The sequence below is a fragment of the Streptomyces sp. RK62 genome, assembly GCF_018070255.1.
Lineage (GTDB): Bacteria > Actinomycetota > Actinomycetes > Streptomycetales > Streptomycetaceae > Streptomyces > Streptomyces nigra.
Window position 1 is genome coordinate 351,988 of sequence record NZ_JAGPYD010000005.1, and the last position, 20,306, is coordinate 372,293.

Sequence of the window (20,306 nt, forward strand, 5' to 3'; positions counted from 1 at the left end):
TGGAACTGGGAGTGTGGCCGACTCCCGTTACGGATATCGCGCGTCTCACGGGGTGAGGGCGGCCAGTCGGGTGTCGGCGCGGGCGGGGGAGTAGAGGAACTGCACGACCATGGAGGCCGCTCCTATGACGCCGGCGTGGTCTCCCAGGCGGGAGGTGACGACCTGGAGATTGGCGGTGGCGCGAGGGAAGGCGCGCTGGTAGAGCAGTTCGCGGACGCCGGTCATGAACGGGGCCCCGGACAACTCCCCGGCGATCATGAGGACTCCGGGGTTGAGGAGGCTGACGACCGTCACCAGGACCTCTCCGGCCCGGCGGCCGGCCTCGCGGGCGAGCCGGATGGCGTCGGGGTTGCCCTCGGCGAGCAGGCGCTTGACGTCGGAGGCCGAGGCGGCGTCGGTACCCAGGGCGGACAGGTGGCCGGCGAGGGCGCGGCCGCTGGCGACGGCTGCCAGGCAGCCGTGGGAGCCGCACATGCACAGCGCGTCGGGCCGGTCGTGCAGGCGGATGTGTCCGATGTCGCCGGCGCCGCCGTCGATACCGCGGTAGACCTCGTCACCGACGACGACGCCGGCCCCGATGCCGGTGGAGACCTTGACCAGGACGAACGCCGTGCAGTCGCGGTGGTTGGCCTGATGCTCGGCCAGCGCCATGAGGTTGGCGTCGTTGTCGACGAAGACGGGGACGGGGCCGCTCTCCATGCTGGGGCCGACGTGCTCGGCGTAGGCCCTTTGCAGGCGTTCCCGGATGGGGAACTGGTCCCACCCCGGCATGATCGGGGGCTGGACGACGCGCCCGGTGTTCCAGTCGACGGGTCCGGGGACGGACAGGCCGATGCCGCAGACGCGTTCGGCGTCGACGCCGGCCGCGGTGATCAGCTCGGGGAACCAGGCCGCCAGTGCGTCCAGCACTTCGTCGGGGCCGTCGCTGATGCGCATCGGCCCGGTCTGCTCGGCGAGGATCGTGCCGGCGAGGTCGAGTACGGCGGCCCGTGCGTGGCGGGTCTCCAGGTCGACGGCGATCACCGCGGCGTGCGAGGGGTCGAAGACGATCTGCTGGATGGGACGCCCGCCGGTGGAGGGTCCGACGGTGTGCTTGAGCCACCCGGCGCGGTTGAGGAGGTCCAGACGCTGACCCACGGTCGACCGCGACAGTCCGGTGACCTGCTGCAGATCGGAGCGGGTGTTGGCGTGTCCGCTGCGGATGAGCTCCAGCAGCTCCCCGGCGGTGACCTGATTCGTCGTCAGCATCTGGCCCCTCATGTGGTCAGCTCTTGTCGGCACCGCTGGTCAGACCTTCGGTCAGCAGGCGTTCGGCGGCGAAGAACAGAAGTACCACGGGGATCGTCAGCACCACGGACCCGGCCATCAGGACGGTCTTGGGCACCTCCACGCCGTTGGACAGCTGTGCCAGTCCCAGGGAGACGGTCCATTCGCCGGGGTCGGCGGCCAGGAAGAGCAGGGCGAAGAGGAACTCGTTCCAGGCGATCATGAAGACGTACAGGCCGGTCGCCATGAGGGAGGGCAGGGCGAGCGGCAGGATCACCTTGCGGACGGTCTGCAGGCGGCCGGCGCCGTCCAGGGCCGCGGCCTCCTCGATCGAGGAGGGGATGGTGACGAGGTAGTTCTTCAGCATGTAGATCGACACCGGCACCGTCTGGGCGACGTAGACGATGGCGAGTCCGGTCAGGCTGGAGGACAGGTGCAGTTTCGCGAAGATGACGAACAGCGGCACGGCCAGCAGGGTGGCGGGGAAGAGGTAGACGGCCAGGAAGAGCGCGCTGACCTGGCGGTGTCCGAAGAACTTCAGGCGGCTGATGGCGTAGGCGCCGGGGACGGCGGCCAGCAGGGTCAGGGCGACGGTGCCCAGGGAGACGAGGGCGGAGTTGAGCAGGAACTTCAGGAAGCCCTGGCCGCCGGCGTCGGTGGAGCGCAGCACGTCGCGGTAGGTGGTGAGGGTGAGGTCCTGGGCGGAGATCCACAGGGATCCGGGGTCGAGCAGCAGCGCGTCGATGGGCTTCAGCGACAGCAGCAGCATGTAGTAGAAGGGCAGCAGGGTGATCACCGCGAGGAAGGCGATGACGACCCAGCGCAGGACGCCGAAGAACGTCTCCTCGAACCGGGCGCGCGTCATCACGATTCCTCCTGGACCTTGTTGCCGAAGAACTTGAAGTAGAAGCCGAGCAGGATCATGAGCGAGGCGGCCAGGACCAGGGCCTGGGCGGCGGCGGCTCCGACGTCGTAGCGGGCGGTGAGGAAGTCGTACACGCGCACGGCCGCGACGTCGGTGCCCGCGCCGCCGCCGGTGAGCAGGTAGACGTCGTCGAACTTGTTGAACGTCATGATGAAGCGCAGGACGCACAGCAGGGCGATGACCGGCATGAGCTGCGGCAGCAGGATGTGGCGGAAGCGCTGGGTGGGGGTGGCGCCGTCGACGAGAGCGGCTTCCTCCAAGGCGTCGGGGACGGCCTGGAGGCGGGCGAGGATGAAGAGGAAGGCGAAGGGGAAGTAGCGCCAGCACTCGAAGGCGATGACGGTCAGCAGGGCGAGCGGGATGTCGAAGTGCCAGCCCAGCACGTCGACTTCGTAGGCGCGGGTGGAGAGGAAGGCGATGGGGTCGTCCCAGCCGAACAGCCGCCGTCCCCAGTCGTTGACCACGCCGTACTGCGGGCTGAGCGCGACCTCCCAGACGAACGCGACGGCGACGACGGGGGCGACGTAGGGCAGCAGCATGGCGGCGCGCAGCAGTCCGCGACCGCGGAAGGGCTTGCGCAGGGCGAGAGCTGCGATCAGGCCGAGGGCGACCGAGCCGAAGGTGGAGCCCGCGGTGTAGAGCAGGGTGGTGGTGAGGCTGGACCAGAAGCCGGCGGAGGCGAAGACCTGGTCGAAGTTGTCGAGGGTCCAGTTGCCGAACAGGCCCATGCCCTGGATGTCGACGAGCTTGGCGTGCTGGAAGGCGAGCAGGATCGTCCAGGCGATGGGGAGGATCACCACGACGAGGACGACGATGAAGGTGGGGGAGACGAACGCCAGGCCGGCGCGGTTGGCGCGGCGGCTGGCGGTCATGGGCGGGCGGCGTTCGGCGGGGCGCTCGGCCGGCGCGGTGTGGGTGTCGCGGCGCTGCGGTGCGCCGGCGGGGGCTGTTGTCATGAGGGGACCTTCGTGACGTGCATGCGGGCGGCTACTGGAGGGACTTCTGCAGGGCGGAGACGTCGTCGTCGGTTTCGTGTGCCGCCTCGGAGGGGGAGATCTGCCCGCTGGTCATGGCGCCGATGGCCTTGGGGACGGGCAGTTCGCCGTTGGTGGCGCCGACGAGGGCTCCTTCGCCCTGGGTGATGCCCCAGCGGCGCATGTTGCTGACGCCCGCGGCGAGCTGGTTGAGCAGGCTCGCGGGGTAGACCTGGTCGAACGGCTTCTTGGTGTCGACGCCGATCGGGCTGTGCCGCCAGGCGTCGAGGTAGCGCCGGGGCTGGGCGGCGGTGCCGTTGCGGACGGGGATCTTGCCCTCGGGCGCCATGCCGAACCAGGACTCGTAGCCGGTGCCCATCATGTACTCGATGAATTCCCGGGAGGCCGCCGTCTCGGCGGTCTTCGTGGTGACCCAGGAGGTGATCTCACCGAACTGGGCGGCCTCGGCGGCGTCGGGGCCCTTCATGGCGGTGACGATGCCGCTGTTCCGGGCGAGGTAGCGGGGGTCGTCCTTGCACTGCGGGCAGCTGGGCAGGGCGTCCTTGCGCAGGCCGGCGAGTTCGTCGAGCAGGAACGAGGACCAGATGATCATCGAGGACCGGCCGGCGAAGTAGGTGGCGCGGGTGGAGTCCACGGTCTGGGTGCCGGGGGCCCCGTAGTCACGGGCGAGTGCGTCGTAGGTCGTGAACGCCGTCTCGCACTGCGGGGATGCGAGGGCGACCGCGTGCTGGTCGTCGACGAGCTGGCAGTCGTTGGCGAGGGCGAGGCTCTCGAAACTCTGTGAGGTGAAGGCGTCGCTGGGGTCGGTGGCCGCGGAGATGCCGTAGGCGCCCTTGGTGGTCAGGGCCTTGGCGGCGGCCAGCGCCTGGTCGTAGGTGTCGGGGGCGGCCAGGTTCTTCTGCGCGAGCTGGTCCTTGCGGTAGACCAGCAGCTGGAGCCAGGCGTCGGAGGGGACGCCGAGGCTGGTGGCGCCGTCGGAGGTGAGCTGCAGCGCGTTGGCGTTGAAGCTCTTGCGGCCCAGTTCGTCGACGATCCTCTTGGGGATGTCGGTGTTGAGCAGGCCGTTGCTGTACATCTGCCAGACCTGGCCCATGGGCGCGGCGCCGATGACGTCGGGCAGCGTGCCGGAGGCCGCCGCCGACATGATCAGCTGCGGCATCTGGCCCTCGTCCACACCGACGAGATGGACCTTGATCCCGGTCTTCTCCTCGAACCCCTTGATGATCTTCTGGGTGACCGCCACCCGGTCCGGCAGGTTCTCCTGCGACCAGACGGTGATCTCCCGGTCGGGTTTCCCGGGCCCGGTGCTGCCGGCGCAGCCCGTGAGCAGCCCGAGTGTCAGGGCTGCGGTGATGCCCACCGCGATCGCGTTGGATCGCCGGCTCTTGGTGCGCATTGCGTGTCCTCGTTCCGACTTACGTCTACTGCCCACGCATCTCAGCATCACTTATGCGTGTTGACAAGACATAAGTGAGGGCTATTGTCGACGCAACCGCACTCGCAACCCCCTTCCGGAGTCATCCGTGGAACGTGTCGTCCAATTCACCGGCCCCCGTCAGGTGGAGGTCGCCGAGCAGGTCACCGCCGATCTGCCCCCGGGCCATCTGAGGGTCCGCACCCGCTACTCGGGCATATCGGCCGGCACCGAACTCACCGCGTACCGCGGCACGAATCCTTACCTGACGCGCACCTGGGATCCCGAGGCCCGCCTGTTCCGCGAGGGCGCCGCCGGCATCGAGTATCCCGTGGCCGGCTGGGGCTACTCCGAGGTCGGCGAGGTCGTCGAGACCGCCCCCGACCTCGACGGCGTCCCCGGCCTGCCCCGCCCCGGCGACCTGGTCTGGGGCATCTGGGGACACCGCAGCGAAGGCATCGTCCCCGCCGAACGCATGATCGGCCACACCCTCCCCGCCAGCCTCGAGCCCCTCGCCGGCGCCTTCGCCCGCGTCGGCGCCATCGCCTACAACGCCGTCCTGGCCGCCGACATCCACCTCGGCGAGGACGCCGCCGTCTTCGGCCAGGGCGTCATCGGTCTGCTCACCACCCGCCTCGCCCAGCTCAACGGCGCCCGCGTCACCGCCGTCGACGCTCTCGACGGGCGCCTGGAGACCGCGAAGCGCTACGGCGCCCACGCCACCCTCAACGCCCGGACCGACGCCGTCGCCGAACGCATCCGTGAAGCCACCGGCGGCCTCGGCGCCGACGTCGCCATCGAGATCAGCGGCGCCTACCCGGCCCTGCACCAGGCCCTCCGCTCCGTCGCGGCAGGCGGACGCGTCGTGGCCTCCGGCTTCTACCAGGGCGACGGCATCGGACTGCGCCTGGGCGACGAGTTCCACCACAACCGCGTCCAGCTCGTCTGCTCCCAGATCGGCGGCGTCCCCCCGCAACTGTCCCACCGCTGGACCGTCGAGCGCCTCCAGCAGACCTTCCTGCGCCTGGTCGCCGAGGGACAGATCGACGTCACCTCCCTCGTCAGCCATGTCGTGCCCGCCGCCGACGCTGCCGACGCCTACGTCCTGCTGGACGAGCGCCCCTCCGAGGCGCTGCAGGTCGTGCTGGAATTCTGAACGTTTCGAAAGGCCCCCTCATGCTCAAGACCGCGGCACAGGAGCAACTCCTGCCCGGAGACACCCTGCAGGCCAAGTGGGAGTTCGCCCAGCAGGCCGGCTACGACGCCATCGAACTGCGCGGCAAGGGCGAACTGCACTTCGCCTCCCGCCTGGAGGAACTGCGCCGAGCCCGCAAGGACGGCGTGGTCATGCCCACGGTCTGCGTCGACATGCTGCACTTCTTCGGCGCCTTCGACGCCGACCGGCGCCGCGACGCCCTCGACCAGATGAAGTCCCAGCTCACCGTCATCGCGGAGATAGGCGGCGTGGGCGCCCAGACCCCCGCCAGCTACGGCATGTTCTCCCGCCGGCTGCCCCCCTTCGAACCCCCGCGCAGCGAGGAGGAGGACCGCGAGATCCTCCTCACCGGCCTGACCGAACTGGGCGAGCACGCGCGCGCCGAGGGCGTCACCCTCTTCCTGGAGCCGCTCAACCGCTACGAGGACCACATGGTCAACCGGCTGGAGCAGGCCGCCGACCTCATCCGCACCGTCGGCCTGGACTCCGTCCGCATCGGCATCGACAGCTACCACATGAACATCGAGGAAACGGACCCCGCCGCCGCGATCCTCGCCCACGCCGACCTCATCGGCCATGCCCAGGTCTCGGACTCCAACCGCTTCCAGCCCGGCGCCGGACACCTCGACTGGCCCGCCTGGCTGGGCGCCCTGCACACCGTCGGCTACGACGGCCACCTCGCCCTCGAATGCCGGCTGACCGGCGACCCCGTCGAGGCCGTCCGCTCCGTCCCCGCCTTCCTCAAGAGGTCCGGCGCGTGAAGTCCCTCCTGGAACGGCCCGCGCCCACCGCGACCGCGGCCCTGACACTGCGGCGCGGTGCGGCGCGGGTCCTCATCGACAACTGGACCGGCACCTCCACCGTCCCTTCCCGCACCCTCTACCCCCACCAGTGGAGCTGGGACTCCGCGTTCATCGCCATCGGCCTGCGGCACCTCTCCGTCCGCCGCGCCCAGCAGGAACTGGAATCCCTGCTGACGGCCCAGTGGGCCGACGGTCGCATCCCGCACATCGTGTTCAACCCCGCCGTGCCCCACGACGCCTACTTCCCCAGCCCCGACTTCTGGCGCTCCTCGGGCGCGGGCCGTGCGGCGGGCGCACCCGCCGCGCCCGAGACCTCCGGCATCGTCCAGCCTCCGGTACACGCCCTGGCCGCCTGGCTCGTGCACCGCGCGGACCCGGCCGAATCCGCGCGCCGCGGTTTCCTCGCCCGCGTGGCACCACACCTGGCCGCCTGGCACGAGTACCTCCTCACGCGCCGCGACCTCGGTGGCGCGGGTCTGGCCGCCGTGGTCCACCCCTGGGAGCCCGGCATGGACAACAGCCCCAGCTGGGACCGCGCCCTCACCCGTGTCGAACCCACCGCACCGGGTACCTTCCGGCGCGCCGACCTCGCCCACGGACACCCCGCCGACCGGCCCACCGACCTCGACTACGGGCGCTACGTCCGCCTGGCGAGCGACTACCGCGACGCCGGCTACGACGACCGGGCCACCCAATTCGCCTTCGCGGTCGAAGACCCCTGCTTCAACGCCCTGCTCATCGCGGGCGAACACGCACTGGCCGCGATCGTCCGCGAACTGGGCGGGGACGGCACCCGTCACACCGAGCGCGCCGACGCCCTCACCCGGCGCATGGTCGGCCGCCTCTGGGACGAGGAGGCGGGCATCTTCCGCGCACGCGACCTCACCGACGACACCCTGGTCGCCCAGGACGGGGTGAGCGGCCTGATCCCTCTCCTCGTCCCCGACCTGCCCGCACACATCACGACCCGGCTCCTCACCACCCTCAGCGGACCGCGCTTCGACGCCCCCGCCACCCGGCTGGTCCCCAGCCACGACCTCACCGGGCCGGCCTTCGACGCCCAGCGCTACTGGCGCGGCCCCGCCTGGTTCAACACCGCCTGGCTCATCCACCGCGGCCTCCGCACCCACGGCCTGCGCGAACAGGCCGAGAACCTGCGCCAAGGCATCGTCACCGAGGCGGGAGCCTCCGACTTCGCCGAATACGTCGATCCCGCCACCGGCGAGGCACGCGGCGCCCGGCACTTCTCCTGGACCGCCGCGCTCACCCTCGACCTGCTGTGCGCCGACACCGAGGAGCCCACCGTATGACCCCGGCCGACGACCGCGTCCAACTGGTACGCGACGCCACCTTCGTCCGCCTCGACGCGGCGGGTTCCATCAGCGGGACCCGAGGCCGCACACCCGACGGCCTGTTCCTGCGCGATGCCCGCCACCTCAGCCGCTGGCAGCTCACCGTGGACGGCGAGACACCGCTCGCCCTGACACCGGCCACCGCCGACAGCGACGACACCGCCACCTGCGTCCTGACCCCGGCCGGCACCCGCGACGACCCGCCCGCATACACCGTCTTCCGCGAACAGACCGTCTCGGCGGGGGCGTTGGGCGAACACCTGCGTCTGGTCAGCAACCGTCCCGAACCGGTCACCGCCCACGTCGCCCTCACCGTCGACGCCGACTTCGCCGACCTCTTCGAACTGCGCGCCGACGACCGCCACTACGACAAACCCGGCGCCCAGCACACCACCCACGTCACCGCGGACGGAGTGCGCTTCGACTACCGCCGCGCCGAATGGCACTCCTCAACCGCGCTGATCTCCCGGCCCGTTCCCCACGACGTCACACCCGCCGACGACAGCCCGCACTCCACCGCCCGCACCCTCACCTGGCACCTCCCGCTCGACGCCCACGGCGAAGCCGACCTCCACCTCACCGTGCACGCACGCCCGCACGCCCTGCCCGAGCCCCCGACCACGTCCCGGCCGTCCCGTCCGGCGACCACGGCCACGGACGACCTGACCCGCACCTGTGAACGCGGGCTCGCCGACCTGGACCTGCTCACCATCACCGCCACCGGCGTCGACGGTGAGGAGGTGCACGTCCCGGCCGCCGGCATCCCCTGGTTCCTCACCCTCTTCGGCCGAGACTCCCTGCTCACCTCCTACTTCCTCCTGCCCCACCGCCCCCGGACGGCCGCCGCCACCCTCAGTGCCCTGGCCGCCACCCAGGGAACCCGCCACGACCCCGTCAGCCGCGAGCAGCCCGGACGCATCGTCCACGAGACCCGCCACGGTGAACTCGCCCACTTCCGTCAGGTCCCCTACGGCCGCTACTACGGCGCCGTCGACGCCACCCCGCTCTTCCTGGTCCTTCTGCACGCCCACTACCGGCAGACCGGCGACCCCTCCGTGGCCCTGCGCCTGGAACAGCACGCCCGCCGCGCCGTCGACTGGATGCTCACCGACGGGGGCCTCACCCGCCACGGCTACCTCGTCTACGAACCCGACCCCGGCGGCCTGGTCAACCAGAACTGGAAGGACTCCGCCGGCGCCGTGTGCTTCACCGACGGCACCCAGGCCGACGGCCCCATCGCCGTCTGCGAAGCCCAGGGCTACGCCTACGACGCCCTCGTGCGCACCGCGGAACTGGCCGAGACCCTCTGGCAGGACGGAGCCTACGCACAGCGGCTCCGAGAACGCGCCGAGGACCTCCGCCGTCGCTTCACGGCGGACTTCTGGATGACGGGCGCCGACTTCCCCGCGCTCGCCCTCGACGGCCGCGGCCGTCAGGTCGACGCCCTGGCCTCCGACGCCGGACACCTGCTGTGGTCCGGCATCCTCGAACCCGAGGCCGCCCGCCGCGTCGGACGGCGCCTGATGGAACCGGACTTCTTCTCGGGCTGGGCCATCCGCACCCTCGCCGCCGGGCAGAAGCCCTACCACCCGCTGTCCTACCACCGTGGCAGCGCCTGGCCCCACGACAACGCCGTGATCGCTCTCGGCCTGGCCCGCCACGGCCTCGCCGACGAGGTCCGCCAACTCACTCAGGGCCTGCTCGCGGCCGCCGCCCACCACAGCGACCGCCTCCCCGAGGTACTGGCCGGCTACGACCGCACCGCGACCACCCGACCCGTCCCCTACCCCCACTCCTGTTCCCCGCAGGCATGGGCAGCGGCAACACCCCTGGCCCTGCGGACGGCACTGGAGTCCGTCTGACGTCGGGCCGCTCGGATTGACCACCGACGACACGCCGCCGAGCGTGCGGAGACCGGGCCCCACGTGCAGAGCCATATGGGGCCCGGTGGCGTTCAAGAGGAAGACCGACGCACCCCCTCGTGGGTGAAGTGACTCTGCGCTGCGGAACCCTCGCCCGCCAAGGCGACGAGGATCAGTACCGGGCAAAGGGACGCGGACGGGCGAAGCCCCGCCCGAGTGGGGATTTCTCCCCCCGTCAGGCCGCCGTCGCGCCGCCAGGGCCCGGTCCATTGCGGCACTGAACCTTCCGGCGTCAGCGGCGGACGCGCCTTGACGTCCCGGCTCCCCTGTTCGGTGAGCACCTCGGCCGTGCCCGCCTCGACACCGTCGAGCGCCGCGGCGGCCAGATCCGACGGAGAGATCTTTGAGGACATTGACGATCGCGTCCCGCCGATCCGGGCGAGCACCGGGCGCGAACTCCCGGATCATGTCCAAGTGGCCGAACATGCTGGTCTCCGGCTCACGCCGCACCGCGTCCAGCGAACCGGTCACCAGGTCTGTTCTCGAACCGAAGTCTGGTTGTCGATGGACGATCGAGACGTCCGGGGCGCCCTCGACGGCCTCATCGCGATCACACAGACGCACCCGTAGGCGCGGTCGGCGAGACGTCTCGACCGCGCAATGAGAACGAGCGCGGGCAACCCTCTCTGGTCCGGCCGCCGGATGTGGGGGCGCCGGGGTGGTGACAGGCGAACAGGTGGTTCTTCACTCCGTCGCGGTCGGCAGCGGGTGGCGGGGTGGTAGTGCACTTCTCGGTGGCGGCGCGCGGAAGGCGAAGCGGCAGCCGACGCCGAACGCGCGTCCCCAGGGGAAGACCACCGAACCGAGAGGGCCCCTGCTGGTGAGGGCCGAGTCTGTCGGCGGGGAGCCTCCCGGGGCCGAGCCCTCCCTCCTGCGCGATCCCCGACCCGCCCGACCTCCGCCCGAGAAGAGACACGTTCATGCAGCGAAGAGGCACCCTCGCCAGTGCGACCGCGGGCGCCGCCGTTGCCCTCCTGGTCGCCGGCTCCGCCGCCGCGCACAGCGCCCGACCAGCAGGTCACCCTCATCCCGGCACCCTCACCTCCCAGGACATCGCGACCGCCGGCACCGGCTCCCCCCACTACCGCATCCCCGCTCTGACCCGCACCACCAAGGGCACGCTGCTCGCCGCGTACGACGCCCGCCCCACCCTCGGCGACCTGCCCGCCAACATCGGAGTGGTGCTGCGCCGCAGCACGGACGGCGGAACCACCTGGCAGCCCCAGCAGGTGATCCGCAAGGAAGCCGCACCCAAGGGCTTCGGCGATCCCAGCCTCCTCGTGGACCGGGAGACCGGCCGAGTCTTCGTCTTCTACGCGGCCTCCGTGAACCATGGATTCTTCGGCTCGGCCACCGGAAACGACGAGCGCGATCCGAATGTCCTGCAGGCCGACTACAGCTACTCCGACGACGACGGGCTGACCTGGAAGCGCCGGCGGATCACCGCCGAGATCAAGAACCCGGCCTGGGCCGGCATGTTCGCCTCCTCGGGAGAGGGCATCCAACTGCGGCGCGGCGCCTACAAGGGCCGCCTGATCCAGCAGTACGCCATCCGCCACGGCGCTGCCACGTATGCCGTCAGCGCCTACAGCGACGATCACGGCGCGACCTGGAGGACGGGCAGGCCGGTCGGCCCCGGTGGCGACGAGAACAAGACCGTCGAACTGTCCGACGGCCGGGTGATGCTGAACAACCGTCGCGCGCCCTACCGCACGGTGGCGTACTCCTCCGACGGCGGCGTCACCTACACGCCCTTCGAGCAGGACAAGGAGCTGCCCGATCCCGCCAACAACGGTTCCAGCACCCGCTTCGCACCAGACGTCCGCGCCACCCACCCCCGGGCGCGGTGGCTGCTGTTCAGCAACACGGCGACCACCGACAGCCGCAGCAACCTCACCGTCCGGCTCTCCTGCGACAACGGACGGAACTGGCCGATCCGCAGGACCGCCGAGGCCGGCGCGGCCGCCTACTCCACGCTTACCCCGCTGGGCAGCGGCATCGCCGGCGACGACCTGGTGGGCATGCTGTGGGAGCGCGCCGACTATCGGCACATCACCTTCTCGTCCTTCGACTTGCGGTGGCTCGGCGGTGTCTGCGCGCCCGTCAAGGTGACGCCGCCGGCGTCCCTGCCCGCCGGAAAGACGACCGACGTGACCGTCCGAGTCGTCAGCCAGAACGACGAGGAACTGTCCGCGGGTTCGGTCGCTCTCGCACTGCCGTCCGGCTGGAGCGCGCCGTCCGTGACCGTGCCCGCCCTCAAGCGGGGCCAAGGTGCGACCACGAGGATTCCCGTCACCGTCCCCGCCACCGCGACCCCGGGCACCGTGCCGACGACCGCGACCTACCTCGTGCGCGGCACACAGCGGTCCTACGGCGACGGCACCCTCACCGTGCGGACCCCCTGAAACCCGGGCTATGACTCCGGGGGTTCGGGTTCGTCACGCGGGGTCTATGCGGAAGACGTCACCGCCGATGGCGAACACGTACAGTTCGCCGCGGCCGCCCTGCGCGAAGGAGATGACCTCGCCGCCGTTGACCCCGAGGTCGTTCACGGCTGTCACCTTGTCGTCCTTCAGCCACAGCGAACGGACGGTGGCGCCCGGCAGTTCGAACTGGGAGGCCGTGCGGTCACGGTCCCTTCGGGCGGTCCGTCACAGGCGCGGGGGGCCGCCCCGCCCATGGGGCCTTCGCCAGGTCTAGGTCAGGTGGCTGCCGGCCGTTGCCGGACACCTCCCTGCGCGTGATACGCGCTGCTCCTCTCCACCTTCGCCACGTGCAGCGTGTAGCTCTGGTACCACTCGGCACGGCCGCGCTTCTGCGCCGCGCGGTGCTCGGCGTTGCTCCGCCACTCGTCCAGTGCCTTGGCGTCGCGGAAGTACCCGACGGTGATCCCCAGCCCTCCCGGGGTCTGGGCGTGGTCGATCCCGAGGTAGCTGGGGATGTCCTTCACGAGACTCTCCATGCGGGCGTTGGTCTCGGCGTATCCGCTTGTTCCTGGGAGCGCACTGTCGTGAAGACGGCGACGTAGTAAGGGGGTTCGAAGGTCTCCACCGGCAGGACGGGAAGTTGGGAGTGATCGTTCATGTCTCCACACTGAGGCAGGATGCGGTCCGACATCCACTGTCCGGTCGGGATCGGGCACCTCGCCGTCCGGTTCTTCACCCGAAGCCGAGAACGAGCCGGCTGGGCCAGGGCGGCGTGACCACGGCCCAGCGCGCCGGCCCCGGCACCACCGCGGCTACTCGTCGATCGCCGCCCCGAACTGAGCATCGGCCGCTGGTGCGCCGAGCCGGGCACCACCGTAGTTCCAGGTGCCCGCGGCGATGAGCCCCGACGACGAGGCGGGGAGGACCCAGACGAAGCCGTCGTGGGTGTTCTCGCCCGGTGCGGAGGCCAGTAGACCGAAGAGGCCGTCCTTGTTCGCGTCGATGAGCCGAACCTGGCTGCCCCAGCGGTCCGAGGACTCCGCCACGCCGGGGATGTCGGCATGCTGCTGGTCGAAGCTCTTCGCTCTCACGTTCGTGAGCCCGCTGCGGTCGCCGCGCAGCACCCACACCGCGCCCGCGTCGGACACGCCGCCGACGTCCTCACCGGGTGCGCCGACGGCAAGGTCGGGGTGCCCGTCGCCGTCGGTGTCACCGGCGGACAGGTCGGCGCCCCACTGATCACCCGTCTCCGCCACCCCCGGCACGCCGACGGAGTCCTGGGTCCAGTACTGCGCAGGCTCCGGTTCGAGACCGGACAGGTCTCCGCGGCCCAGGTAGAGGGTGATGCCCCCGCCCTTGGGCGAGCCCGTTCCCGTGTCGCCGATGACGAGGTCGTCCTGCCCGGTCCCGTCCCAGTCGCCGGAGACGATCGCCGGCCCGCCGGGGAAGGTGCCGCCGTCGCCCAGGTCCTCGACGTCCGGCGCGCCGTGCAGCACCTGGACCGAGCCGGTGCCCGCGCGCTCGCCGGTCGTGACGCCGGAGACTGCGAGGTCGGCCCAGGAGTCCTCGTTGTAATTGCCGTGGGAGAGACCGCGGAACTCGAATCCGGTGTCCGCCGGCGCCAAGTCCCCGGCTTTCACGCCGAGGTGGGACATGCTGACCCGCTGGCCTGTCTCGCCGGGGGAGGCGGTGAAGAACAGCAGGGCGTCGTCCTCCAGGACGGCTATCGAGTCACGCGGGTCGGCGTCCGGTTGCGCCGGGTCGGGGGCGAAGTAGCGTGCCGCTTCGATCGCCCGGCCGAAGTGCGCACCGGCCCGAAGCGCCTCGCTGTTCTCCAGCCAGGTGCTGTCGGTTCCCCGCAGCCCGTTCGGGGAGCCCCAGAAGACAGTGGCGGCACCCGTGTCGGAAAGCCCCGCCAGGTCCTCGCCGGGGATGCCGACGACGACGTCGTCGTAGCCGTCGTTGTCCAGGTCTCCGGAGGCCACGGCCCGGCCGAAGCCGTCTCCGCTCTCGGCGCCGCCGGGGACGCCTGAGATGTCCTGGTGCAGAACGGTCCTCCTGGTGGTGCTGAGGCCACCGGACGAGCTGTACTGCACGCTCACGTAGCCCGCCCGCGCGGCGCCGCCGACCGTGGCTCCCGGCGCACCGGTCAGCACGTCGTCGTAACCGTCACCGTTGAAATCGCAGTTGCGCTGCTGCCAGCCGATCGACGGGAAAGGCACCGCGGCCTGTGCGGCCGGAGCAGTGACGACCGCCCCGCCACCGAGGGTGAGGAGCACAGCGGCCGTGACGACCGCGCTTCTGATGCGACGCACTGGAGAACCTCCTGGTCCTCGGGATCTTCTACGGCTTCGGCCGTGGTGGACGGTGCGCGGCGCGGTCGTTGGAGGCGGCCGGCCCTACTCAGCAGACATCCGACTCCGGGTCACGGTTGTACGCCCCGTCGAACGTTCCTTGCTCCCAATCGAGGCGGACGGCACGAGGCGGAGTGGGACGGTCGGCGTACCGGCGGACGGCGGAGGGTGGTGGCGCGGAACCGGTCTCGCAGCAATGCCGTATTCGCTATGGTCTGCCCCATCGGCACCGGGCGTGAGGCGCGTCGCACGGCTTCTGGGGAAGCCGACGGGGGCGGACCACCATGAGTACCGCGCGCGGAAGGCTGCATGCCTTCGAGTCGCGTGCGGGCTCGGTGGCCGATCCAGGCGGTCCCGCCGCCGCGTCGCCGGCGTCGCGGGGAGGAGGGCGTGAAGAAGCAGGGTTACCTGGCGACGCCCGCGTTCTTGGGGGTGCATCCGGTCCGCTCTCCACATGGGTCGGTCCACGATCCCGTATCCCCCGGACGCGTGCAGTTCAACTACGCCCGATCATCGGTTCAGTTGACCTCGATCCCGGGCGGGCCGAACGGGTCGAGGGCGAAGACCGGTTAAGGACGGCCGGCGGGCCGGTCCCGGCATCTGCGGCACGCGCCGAAGCCGCCGGTCCAGGACGAACCGGACGGCTGACACGAACGAGAGGACCGGCAGAGCACGAGGACGGCAGTGTCACGGTCGGCAAGAAGATGGAAGGCGACGAGGAGGAGCGCAGGGCCGCGGCCCGTGAGGCGGCGGGCGCCGGGGAGAACCCCGGCGCCCGCAACGAGACCACCGGCGCCTACAAGCCGCGGACGCATCCGCGCCACGGCGGTTCCGTGACGCACGAGAACCGGATGCCGGCCGAGCACCGTGGCAAGCGGCAGCGGCGCCCCGGCGATCCGGCCGAGGAGCGGATCCAGGACCCGGAGGCGGGCCCGGAAACGGTCGTCACCGACGAGGGGCGGCACGAACCGAGCCCGCCTGCCCGACCGGCGACGAATCCACAGACCCCCCCCGCACCCGGGAGCAGCAGTCAGGGCAGGACGTCGGCGCTGGTCACGCAGCGGCCCGGGGCCCCGCGGCGCGGCGGAGCCGGTTGGCGATCGCCAGTCCCAGGCCCGCCTCCGCCGGCAGTGACGCCACGATGATGTCGCACCCCCGCTGGTCGAGCTCGCGCAGGAAGCCGTAAAGCCGCCGCGCGTAGGCCGCCATCGAATCGGGGACCCGCACGACCGCGTGCGCCTTCACCTTGGCGTCGCCGAAAGCGGCAGGAAGGAAGACGCCGACCCGGTGCCCCAGTTCCTGCGCCAGTTCAGCCTCCGTGACGACCTTCTCCGGCTGGACCAGGACGACCTGGGCACGCGGCGCGTAATGCGACGGATGCTGGCCCGGAACCCGGATGCGGCTGGACGCGGGGACCGCGAGTGGGCACCCGAGCACCGATTCGAGATCCTCGCGCGTCACCCCGCCGGGCCGCAGGATGGTCGGGATGTCGCCCGTGGCGTCGACGATGGTCGACTCGACACCGACCTCACAGGGGCCACCGTCCAGCACGAAGTCCACGGCGTCGCCGAGCTCGGCACGGACGTCGTCCGCGGTCGTGGGGCTCACCGAGCCGAAGCGGTTCGCGGACGGGGCCGTGACACCTCCGCCGAAAGCCGACAGCAGCGCGAGCGCGACGGGGTGGTCGGGCACACGCACGGCGACTGTCTCCAGGCCACCGGTGGCCTCCAGAGGCACCCGGCGCCCCCGACGCAGGACCAACGTCAGCGGCCCCGGCCAGAAGTGTTCGGCCAGCAGGCGGGCCCTCGCCGGTACCTCCTGTACCCAGTCGTCCAGCAGCTCCGCCCCGCCGATGTGGACGATCAGCGGATGCGAGGGCGGGCGCCCCTTGACCTGGAAGGTGCGCGAGACGGCGGCGGGATCCTCGGCGTTGGCGCCCAGACCGTAGACGGTCTCGGTCGGGAGGGCCACGAGGCCACCGGCGCGCAGCACATCGGCCGCTTTCTCGATGTCACTGGTTCCTGCCATCACCCTCGCCATCCTAGATGGTCGGCGACCAGCGACCGTCCTGATCGATTTCGGCGCCGACCACGGTTCCGGTGATCCCCGGAGCTGGTCACGATCGACTGGTGGCGCTGTCGGCCTGCCACAGATCCCTTAAGGGTTGTCCTGTAACTCCGGAAACTCTTTGGCGGTGTCTGTTTCGACCTGCTCGGCCGGGATCTTCGAGGGCGGGGGAGTCGGCGTCCGTGACGGTGGCGGCCCCCTGAGGGGCGCACCAGTGGGGTCGGCTCGGGCTTCGCCGTGTCGGTCAGCTGTCGCTGTCAGTCGCGCCGGTGCGCAGATCGAGGGTCCAGTTCTGGCCGACAAGATCATGGCCGTAGCTGTGGTGTCGCTCCTCGTCGGCGAGGGTGAAGCCGAAGCTCCGGTAGATCTTGCGCGCCGTCGTGAGCACGTCGTTGGTCCACAGTGTTACCTGCTCGTAACCCGCTTCACGGGCGAAGGTGATGCACTTCTCCACCAGGTGCGTCCCGAGGCGAAGACCTCTGCCCTCCGGGGTGACGAGCAGAATCCGCAGCTTGGCCACTTCCGGCCGGTCGCCCGCGACGAGGAAGACGCAGCCCACGCGTCGGCCGTTGACCTCGGCAATCCAGCCCGCCTCTCGTGCCGGATCGTGCTTGGTTCCGTAGTCGGCGACGATGGTGGCGACCAGTACCTCGAAGTCGGTGTTCCAGCCGAACTGCTGGTCGTACGCCTCGCCGTGGGCCATCACCACCCACCCCAGGTCGCCGGGACGGTCAGCGCGGCGGATGACGACTTGTTTCTGATCTTGCTGATACATGCACTGCTCTCCCGGCCCGCGATCGAACCACCACTGAAACGACTGTTTCAGTTAGGCTAGCTGCATGTCTCAGGAAGCGCCAACCCCCTCCGCCCGGCGGGCCGAACTGCTGGAAGCGGCCTACCAGTACGCCCTCGCCCACGGCCTGGCCGACCTGTCGCTGCGCCCGCTGGCTGAAGCCATCGGCTCCAGCCCGCGGGTCCTGCTCTTCCTCTTTGAAAGCAAGGACGGCCTGCTGCGGGCGCTGCTGGCGCGCGCCCGCGCCGACGAGCTGGCACTCCTGGACCGAGTCCGGCAGCCCCAAAGCCCGGCCGGACTCGGGCCCGCCGTCGAACGACTCTGGACGTGGCTCGCCGCGAGGGAGCATCGGCCGCTGCTGCGCCTATGGGCCGAGGCGTACACCCGTTCCCTCGTCCAGCCCGACGGGGCCTGGGCGGGATTCGCCCGGGCGACGGTGGAGGACTGGCTCGGCGTCCTGGCCGGCTTCCAGCCGCCACCCGAGCGCGACAGCGAGGACGGTGCCGCCCGCCGGACCCTGGCCCTTGCCGTCCTGCGGGGTGCCCTGCTCGACCTCCTCGCCACCGACGACGATGCGCGGCTCACCGTGGCCGTCGAGCACCAGCTCGCCCTGCTGCAGGGCAGCACCACAGGCGGCTGACGCCTGACCGAGCTCGCCCTCTTGTCGCTCCGGCGCGTACGCGGCGCGGCCTCCATGGGATGTCGGCCAAGCGGATCGAAACGGACACCGGCAAACGGTCTGCGGAGTTACGGGACAGCCTGTACGAGCTCGTGCACGGTAGGCAGGGAGGCGTCGAGGATGGCGGCGGGGCTCGGTGTTCACCTCTGCCGTGTCGACGTCAGGTCCGCGGTCTGCTGGTGGGACAGCAGGCCAGCGACGGCCTGGACGGTGTCGCTCATGTGCTCGCGGCGGCCGAGGTGCGGGCCAGAGCTCGCCAGTTCTTCAGGTGAGCGATGCCGTGCTCGACGCGGATGCGTCGTGAGGAATGTGCTTTCCGCTGCCGCTCGTACATCTCCTCGTACCAGTCCAGAGCGTTCTTCTTGAACTTGCGGTGCGGCGGTGTCACCACCCGGCCGCCGGTCTGCGCGCCCAGGCCCTGGTAGCCGGCATCGGCGAGAATCTCCACCGCGGGCCCGTCGGCCAGGAGCTTGACCAGCCCTAACTGGCGAGCGTGGGTAATGTCCGCGCAGCTTGCGGGCCGTGCTGGGCTGCACCACAGCACGCGGTCTTCGCCGTCCGTGACCACCATGGACTTGACGGCGTTCTGCTTGTTCTTGCCGGAGATGAACGCCTCGCGGTCCTTGCGCCCGGCGGCGGGCCCGACGGACCCGGTCTCAGTGCCGTCGACGATCCCGGTCTTCCCGCTCGCGCCGAGGTGGTCGACGACCTCGGCCAAAGATCGCAGCCTCACGTCAGGGCTGACGGTGCAGCCTCGCTCGGCGAGCAGGGGCCGTACCTCGCCGACGGCGCGGGTGATGGTGGAGCGGTCCACGCCGAACCAGCAGGCGAGCACGTCGTGGGTGGCCCCGTGACGGAGGTGCACGAGGGTGGCCAGGAGCCGGTCGACGAAGACCAGCCGGTGCTTCGCACCGGCGCCCACAGCCCGCTTCCGTGGCCCGGACGCAAGCCTGGCCTGATGCCGTTCATGCCACAACGGGCCCAGCTCGGCCACGAGTTCAGCGATCACGCCGGTCGACAGGCCCGTGATCCTCCGGTCGCTGATGATCGCTGCACGAGACGCGTTCCCCACCACACGACCATGATCGACGATCAGTAGCTCGACGCCTCACCGCCTACCGTGCACGAGCTCGTTAGGCGTCAGGGCGTCGAAGTCGTTTCCGTGGCGGTTTTTTCCACCTTCTTCACTTGCCGGGCGACCAGATTCTCCGGCAGCACGGGCATGAGAGCAGCCTACTTCTGCTGCGGCAGAGTGGTGCCGAAAGTCTCATTGAAGCTGAACCAGGCGAGGACGTTTCCAATGCGTACGAGGCCGTATGCCGTGTGGTTGTCGATCCCCCTCCTGGAGAAGCTCATATTCGCCCTGAGCGACTCGTCACCTGGCACGAGTGGTTCTCCGAGCGAGAGTTTTGCATGCACCAAGGTTCCCAACATGGACTTGTAGACCACAGAGGGACAGTTTTGGAGCGACTTCTCAACCGCGGCGAATACCCGCTCGGCCTCACCGGCGGGATAGCTCGTCAGGGCCACCGACCTGACCCCTACGGTGTTCGTCGAGTCCCTGAGGTAGAAGCGCGTATAGGCGGTCGCGCCTTTCGCCCAGCCATGCAGGAGCACGTCTATCCCGGGCAGGCAGACCTCTGGCGTGGCGACGGTCTTTCCTGGCTCCATGTCCGCTGGCGTTTCGCTGCTAAGACCTACGCCGTACCGGCCCGCTTCCCCCTCGGCCAATCTCGCGGACTCCAGCTCCTTCTGACTCAGCGGCCGCGCTTCGAGCGTGACCGTGGGGCTCGGGCTGGAAGCCTGCGACCCACACCCGCTAACCGCCGCCAGGGCAAGGACCAGCACCGAGGCCGACACGTGGCTTCTCAGCCGACAAAACCCAACCGGCCCACGACCCGTGCGTGCACTACGAAACATCCCAGATGGTGCCGAGTTTCGGCCGTTCCCCCTACCGGCCGGAGCGCGGCGCGTCGGAACCCTACCGGCCGGTCCGACGCCGGCCGCGAGCAGCCCCATCCCTCGCCGACCAGGTGCGCGCAGGACCTCGTGATGCCCCGGATGCGACCTGCCGACCGCCGATGGTGTCCTCCT

Annotated in this window: 16 protein-coding genes and 2 pseudogenes; 6 read left to right on the forward strand and 12 right to left on the reverse strand. The window is 70.5% G+C overall.

The genetic code is table 11. The annotated features are described in order from the left end of the window. Nucleotides 1-45: 45 nt before the first annotated feature. From KBY32_RS12540 to KBY32_RS12555, 4 genes are read right to left on the reverse strand one after another with little or no spacing between them, the layout of a single operon-like run. Nucleotides 46-1,248, reverse strand: a complete 1,203-nt coding sequence (locus KBY32_RS12540) for an ROK family protein (protein WP_374224927.1) — start codon at nucleotides 1,246-1,248, stop codon at nucleotides 46-48. A 16-nt stretch (nucleotides 1,249-1,264) separates the two neighbouring features. After that, nucleotides 1,265-2,131, reverse strand: a complete 867-nt coding sequence (locus KBY32_RS12545; RefSeq protein ID WP_210980002.1) for a carbohydrate ABC transporter permease — start codon at nucleotides 2,129-2,131, stop codon at nucleotides 1,265-1,267. Next, a complete protein-coding gene (locus KBY32_RS12550; RefSeq protein WP_210980003.1) occupies nucleotides 2,131-3,147 on the reverse strand; it encodes a carbohydrate ABC transporter permease in 1,017 nt (338 codons plus the stop codon). The genes KBY32_RS12545 and KBY32_RS12550 overlap by 1 nt, the downstream gene beginning before the upstream one ends. A 31-nt stretch (nucleotides 3,148-3,178) precedes the next feature. Then, nucleotides 3,179-4,582 (reverse strand): ABC transporter substrate-binding protein, encoded by a 1,404-nt coding sequence (locus KBY32_RS12555; RefSeq protein WP_210980004.1) that lies wholly within the window; start codon nucleotides 4,580-4,582, stop codon nucleotides 3,179-3,181. Between the two features lie 127 nt (nucleotides 4,583-4,709). On the opposite strand from KBY32_RS12555, the gene KBY32_RS12560 reads away from it, so the two are divergent. From KBY32_RS12560 to KBY32_RS12575, 4 genes are read left to right on the forward strand one after another with little or no spacing between them, the layout of a single operon-like run. Continuing rightward, a complete protein-coding gene (locus KBY32_RS12560) occupies nucleotides 4,710-5,756 on the forward strand; it encodes a zinc-binding alcohol dehydrogenase (protein WP_210980005.1) in 1,047 nt (348 codons plus the stop codon). Nucleotides 5,757-5,776: 20 nt separating this feature from the next. Beyond that, nucleotides 5,777-6,577, forward strand: coding sequence for a sugar phosphate isomerase/epimerase family protein (locus KBY32_RS12565; RefSeq protein WP_210980006.1), 801 nt, complete (start codon nucleotides 5,777-5,779; stop codon nucleotides 6,575-6,577). Further along, nucleotides 6,574-7,929: a hypothetical protein gene (locus KBY32_RS12570; RefSeq protein ID WP_210980007.1), complete on the forward strand. Its 1,356-nt coding sequence runs from the start codon at nucleotides 6,574-6,576 to the stop codon at nucleotides 7,927-7,929. The genes KBY32_RS12565 and KBY32_RS12570 overlap by 4 nt, the downstream gene beginning before the upstream one ends. After that, nucleotides 7,926-9,833, forward strand: coding sequence for a glycogen debranching N-terminal domain-containing protein (locus tag KBY32_RS12575; RefSeq protein ID WP_210980008.1), 1,908 nt, complete (start codon nucleotides 7,926-7,928; stop codon nucleotides 9,831-9,833). Before KBY32_RS12570 ends, KBY32_RS12575 begins: the two co-directional genes overlap by 4 nt. Before the next feature lie 92 nt (nucleotides 9,834-9,925). Here KBY32_RS12575 and KBY32_RS35330 read toward each other — a convergent pair whose 3' ends face one another. Then, nucleotides 9,926-10,279, reverse strand: coding sequence for a hypothetical protein (locus KBY32_RS35330; protein WP_247689342.1), 354 nt, complete (start codon nucleotides 10,277-10,279; stop codon nucleotides 9,926-9,928). A gap of 534 nt (nucleotides 10,280-10,813) precedes the next feature. On the opposite strand from KBY32_RS35330, the gene KBY32_RS12585 reads away from it, so the two are divergent. Then, the gene (locus KBY32_RS12585; protein WP_210980009.1) at nucleotides 10,814-12,298 is read left to right on the forward strand and encodes an exo-alpha-sialidase; all 1,485 of its coding nucleotides are present in this window, start codon (nucleotides 10,814-10,816) and stop codon (nucleotides 12,296-12,298) included. A gap of 33 nt (nucleotides 12,299-12,331) precedes the next feature. Here the strand turns inward: KBY32_RS12585 and KBY32_RS35335 are convergent. The 5 genes and pseudogenes from KBY32_RS35335 to KBY32_RS12605 form a co-directional block, all read right to left on the reverse strand. Further along, a pseudogene (locus KBY32_RS35335) lies at nucleotides 12,332-12,487 on the reverse strand (sugar dehydrogenase); the annotation flags it as partial. A gap of 107 nt (nucleotides 12,488-12,594) precedes the next feature. Next, a pseudogene (locus KBY32_RS12590) lies at nucleotides 12,595-12,977 on the reverse strand (antibiotic biosynthesis monooxygenase). A 154-nt stretch (nucleotides 12,978-13,131) separates the two neighbouring features. Beyond that, entirely contained in the window at nucleotides 13,132-14,634 is a 1,503-nt protein-coding gene (locus KBY32_RS12595) for an FG-GAP-like repeat-containing protein (protein WP_210980010.1), read from the reverse strand. 1,092 nt (nucleotides 14,635-15,726) lie between these two features. After that, nucleotides 15,727-16,701: an L-threonylcarbamoyladenylate synthase gene (locus tag KBY32_RS12600; RefSeq protein WP_247689343.1), complete on the reverse strand. Its 975-nt coding sequence runs from the start codon at nucleotides 16,699-16,701 to the stop codon at nucleotides 15,727-15,729. 283 nt (nucleotides 16,702-16,984) lie between these two features. After that, nucleotides 16,985-17,515: a GNAT family N-acetyltransferase gene (locus KBY32_RS12605; RefSeq protein WP_055620533.1), complete on the reverse strand. Its 531-nt coding sequence runs from the start codon at nucleotides 17,513-17,515 to the stop codon at nucleotides 16,985-16,987. Between the two features lie 64 nt (nucleotides 17,516-17,579). On the opposite strand from KBY32_RS12605, the gene KBY32_RS12610 reads away from it, so the two are divergent. After that, a complete protein-coding gene (locus tag KBY32_RS12610; RefSeq protein WP_210980012.1) occupies nucleotides 17,580-18,173 on the forward strand; it encodes a TetR/AcrR family transcriptional regulator in 594 nt (197 codons plus the stop codon). A 256-nt stretch (nucleotides 18,174-18,429) separates the two neighbouring features. Here the strand turns inward: KBY32_RS12610 and KBY32_RS12615 are convergent, their stop codons facing one another. Further along, complete coding sequence (locus tag KBY32_RS12615; protein ID WP_308293706.1) at nucleotides 18,430-19,287, reverse strand: transposase family protein; 858 nt, start codon at nucleotides 19,285-19,287, stop codon at nucleotides 18,430-18,432. 158 nt (nucleotides 19,288-19,445) lie between these two features. After that, nucleotides 19,446-20,072: a hypothetical protein gene (locus KBY32_RS35340; protein WP_247689344.1), complete on the reverse strand. Its 627-nt coding sequence runs from the start codon at nucleotides 20,070-20,072 to the stop codon at nucleotides 19,446-19,448. Nucleotides 20,073-20,306: the final 234 nt, after the last annotated feature.

Coding starts and splice junctions, on each gene's coding strand:
- KBY32_RS12605 (WP_055620533.1), bottom strand. CDS start 17,515: ATGTATCAGCAAGATCAGAAACAAGTCGTCATCCGCCGCGCTGACCGT.
- KBY32_RS12565 (WP_210980006.1), top strand. CDS start 5,777: ATGCTCAAGACCGCGGCACAGGAGCAACTCCTGCCCGGAGACACCCTG.
- KBY32_RS12575 (WP_210980008.1), top strand. CDS start 7,926: ATGACCCCGGCCGACGACCGCGTCCAACTGGTACGCGACGCCACCTTC.
- KBY32_RS12600 (WP_247689343.1), bottom strand. CDS start 16,701: ATGGCAGGAACCAGTGACATCGAGAAAGCGGCCGATGTGCTGCGCGCC.
- KBY32_RS12585 (WP_210980009.1), top strand. CDS start 10,814: ATGCAGCGAAGAGGCACCCTCGCCAGTGCGACCGCGGGCGCCGCCGTT.
- KBY32_RS12540 (WP_374224927.1), bottom strand. CDS start 1,248: ATGCTGACGACGAATCAGGTCACCGCCGGGGAGCTGCTGGAGCTCATC.
- KBY32_RS12550 (WP_210980003.1), bottom strand. CDS start 3,147: ATGACAACAGCCCCCGCCGGCGCACCGCAGCGCCGCGACACCCACACC.
- KBY32_RS12555 (WP_210980004.1), bottom strand. CDS start 4,582: ATGCGCACCAAGAGCCGGCGATCCAACGCGATCGCGGTGGGCATCACC.
- KBY32_RS12545 (WP_210980002.1), bottom strand. CDS start 2,131: ATGACGCGCGCCCGGTTCGAGGAGACGTTCTTCGGCGTCCTGCGCTGG.
- KBY32_RS12610 (WP_210980012.1), top strand. CDS start 17,580: ATGTCTCAGGAAGCGCCAACCCCCTCCGCCCGGCGGGCCGAACTGCTG.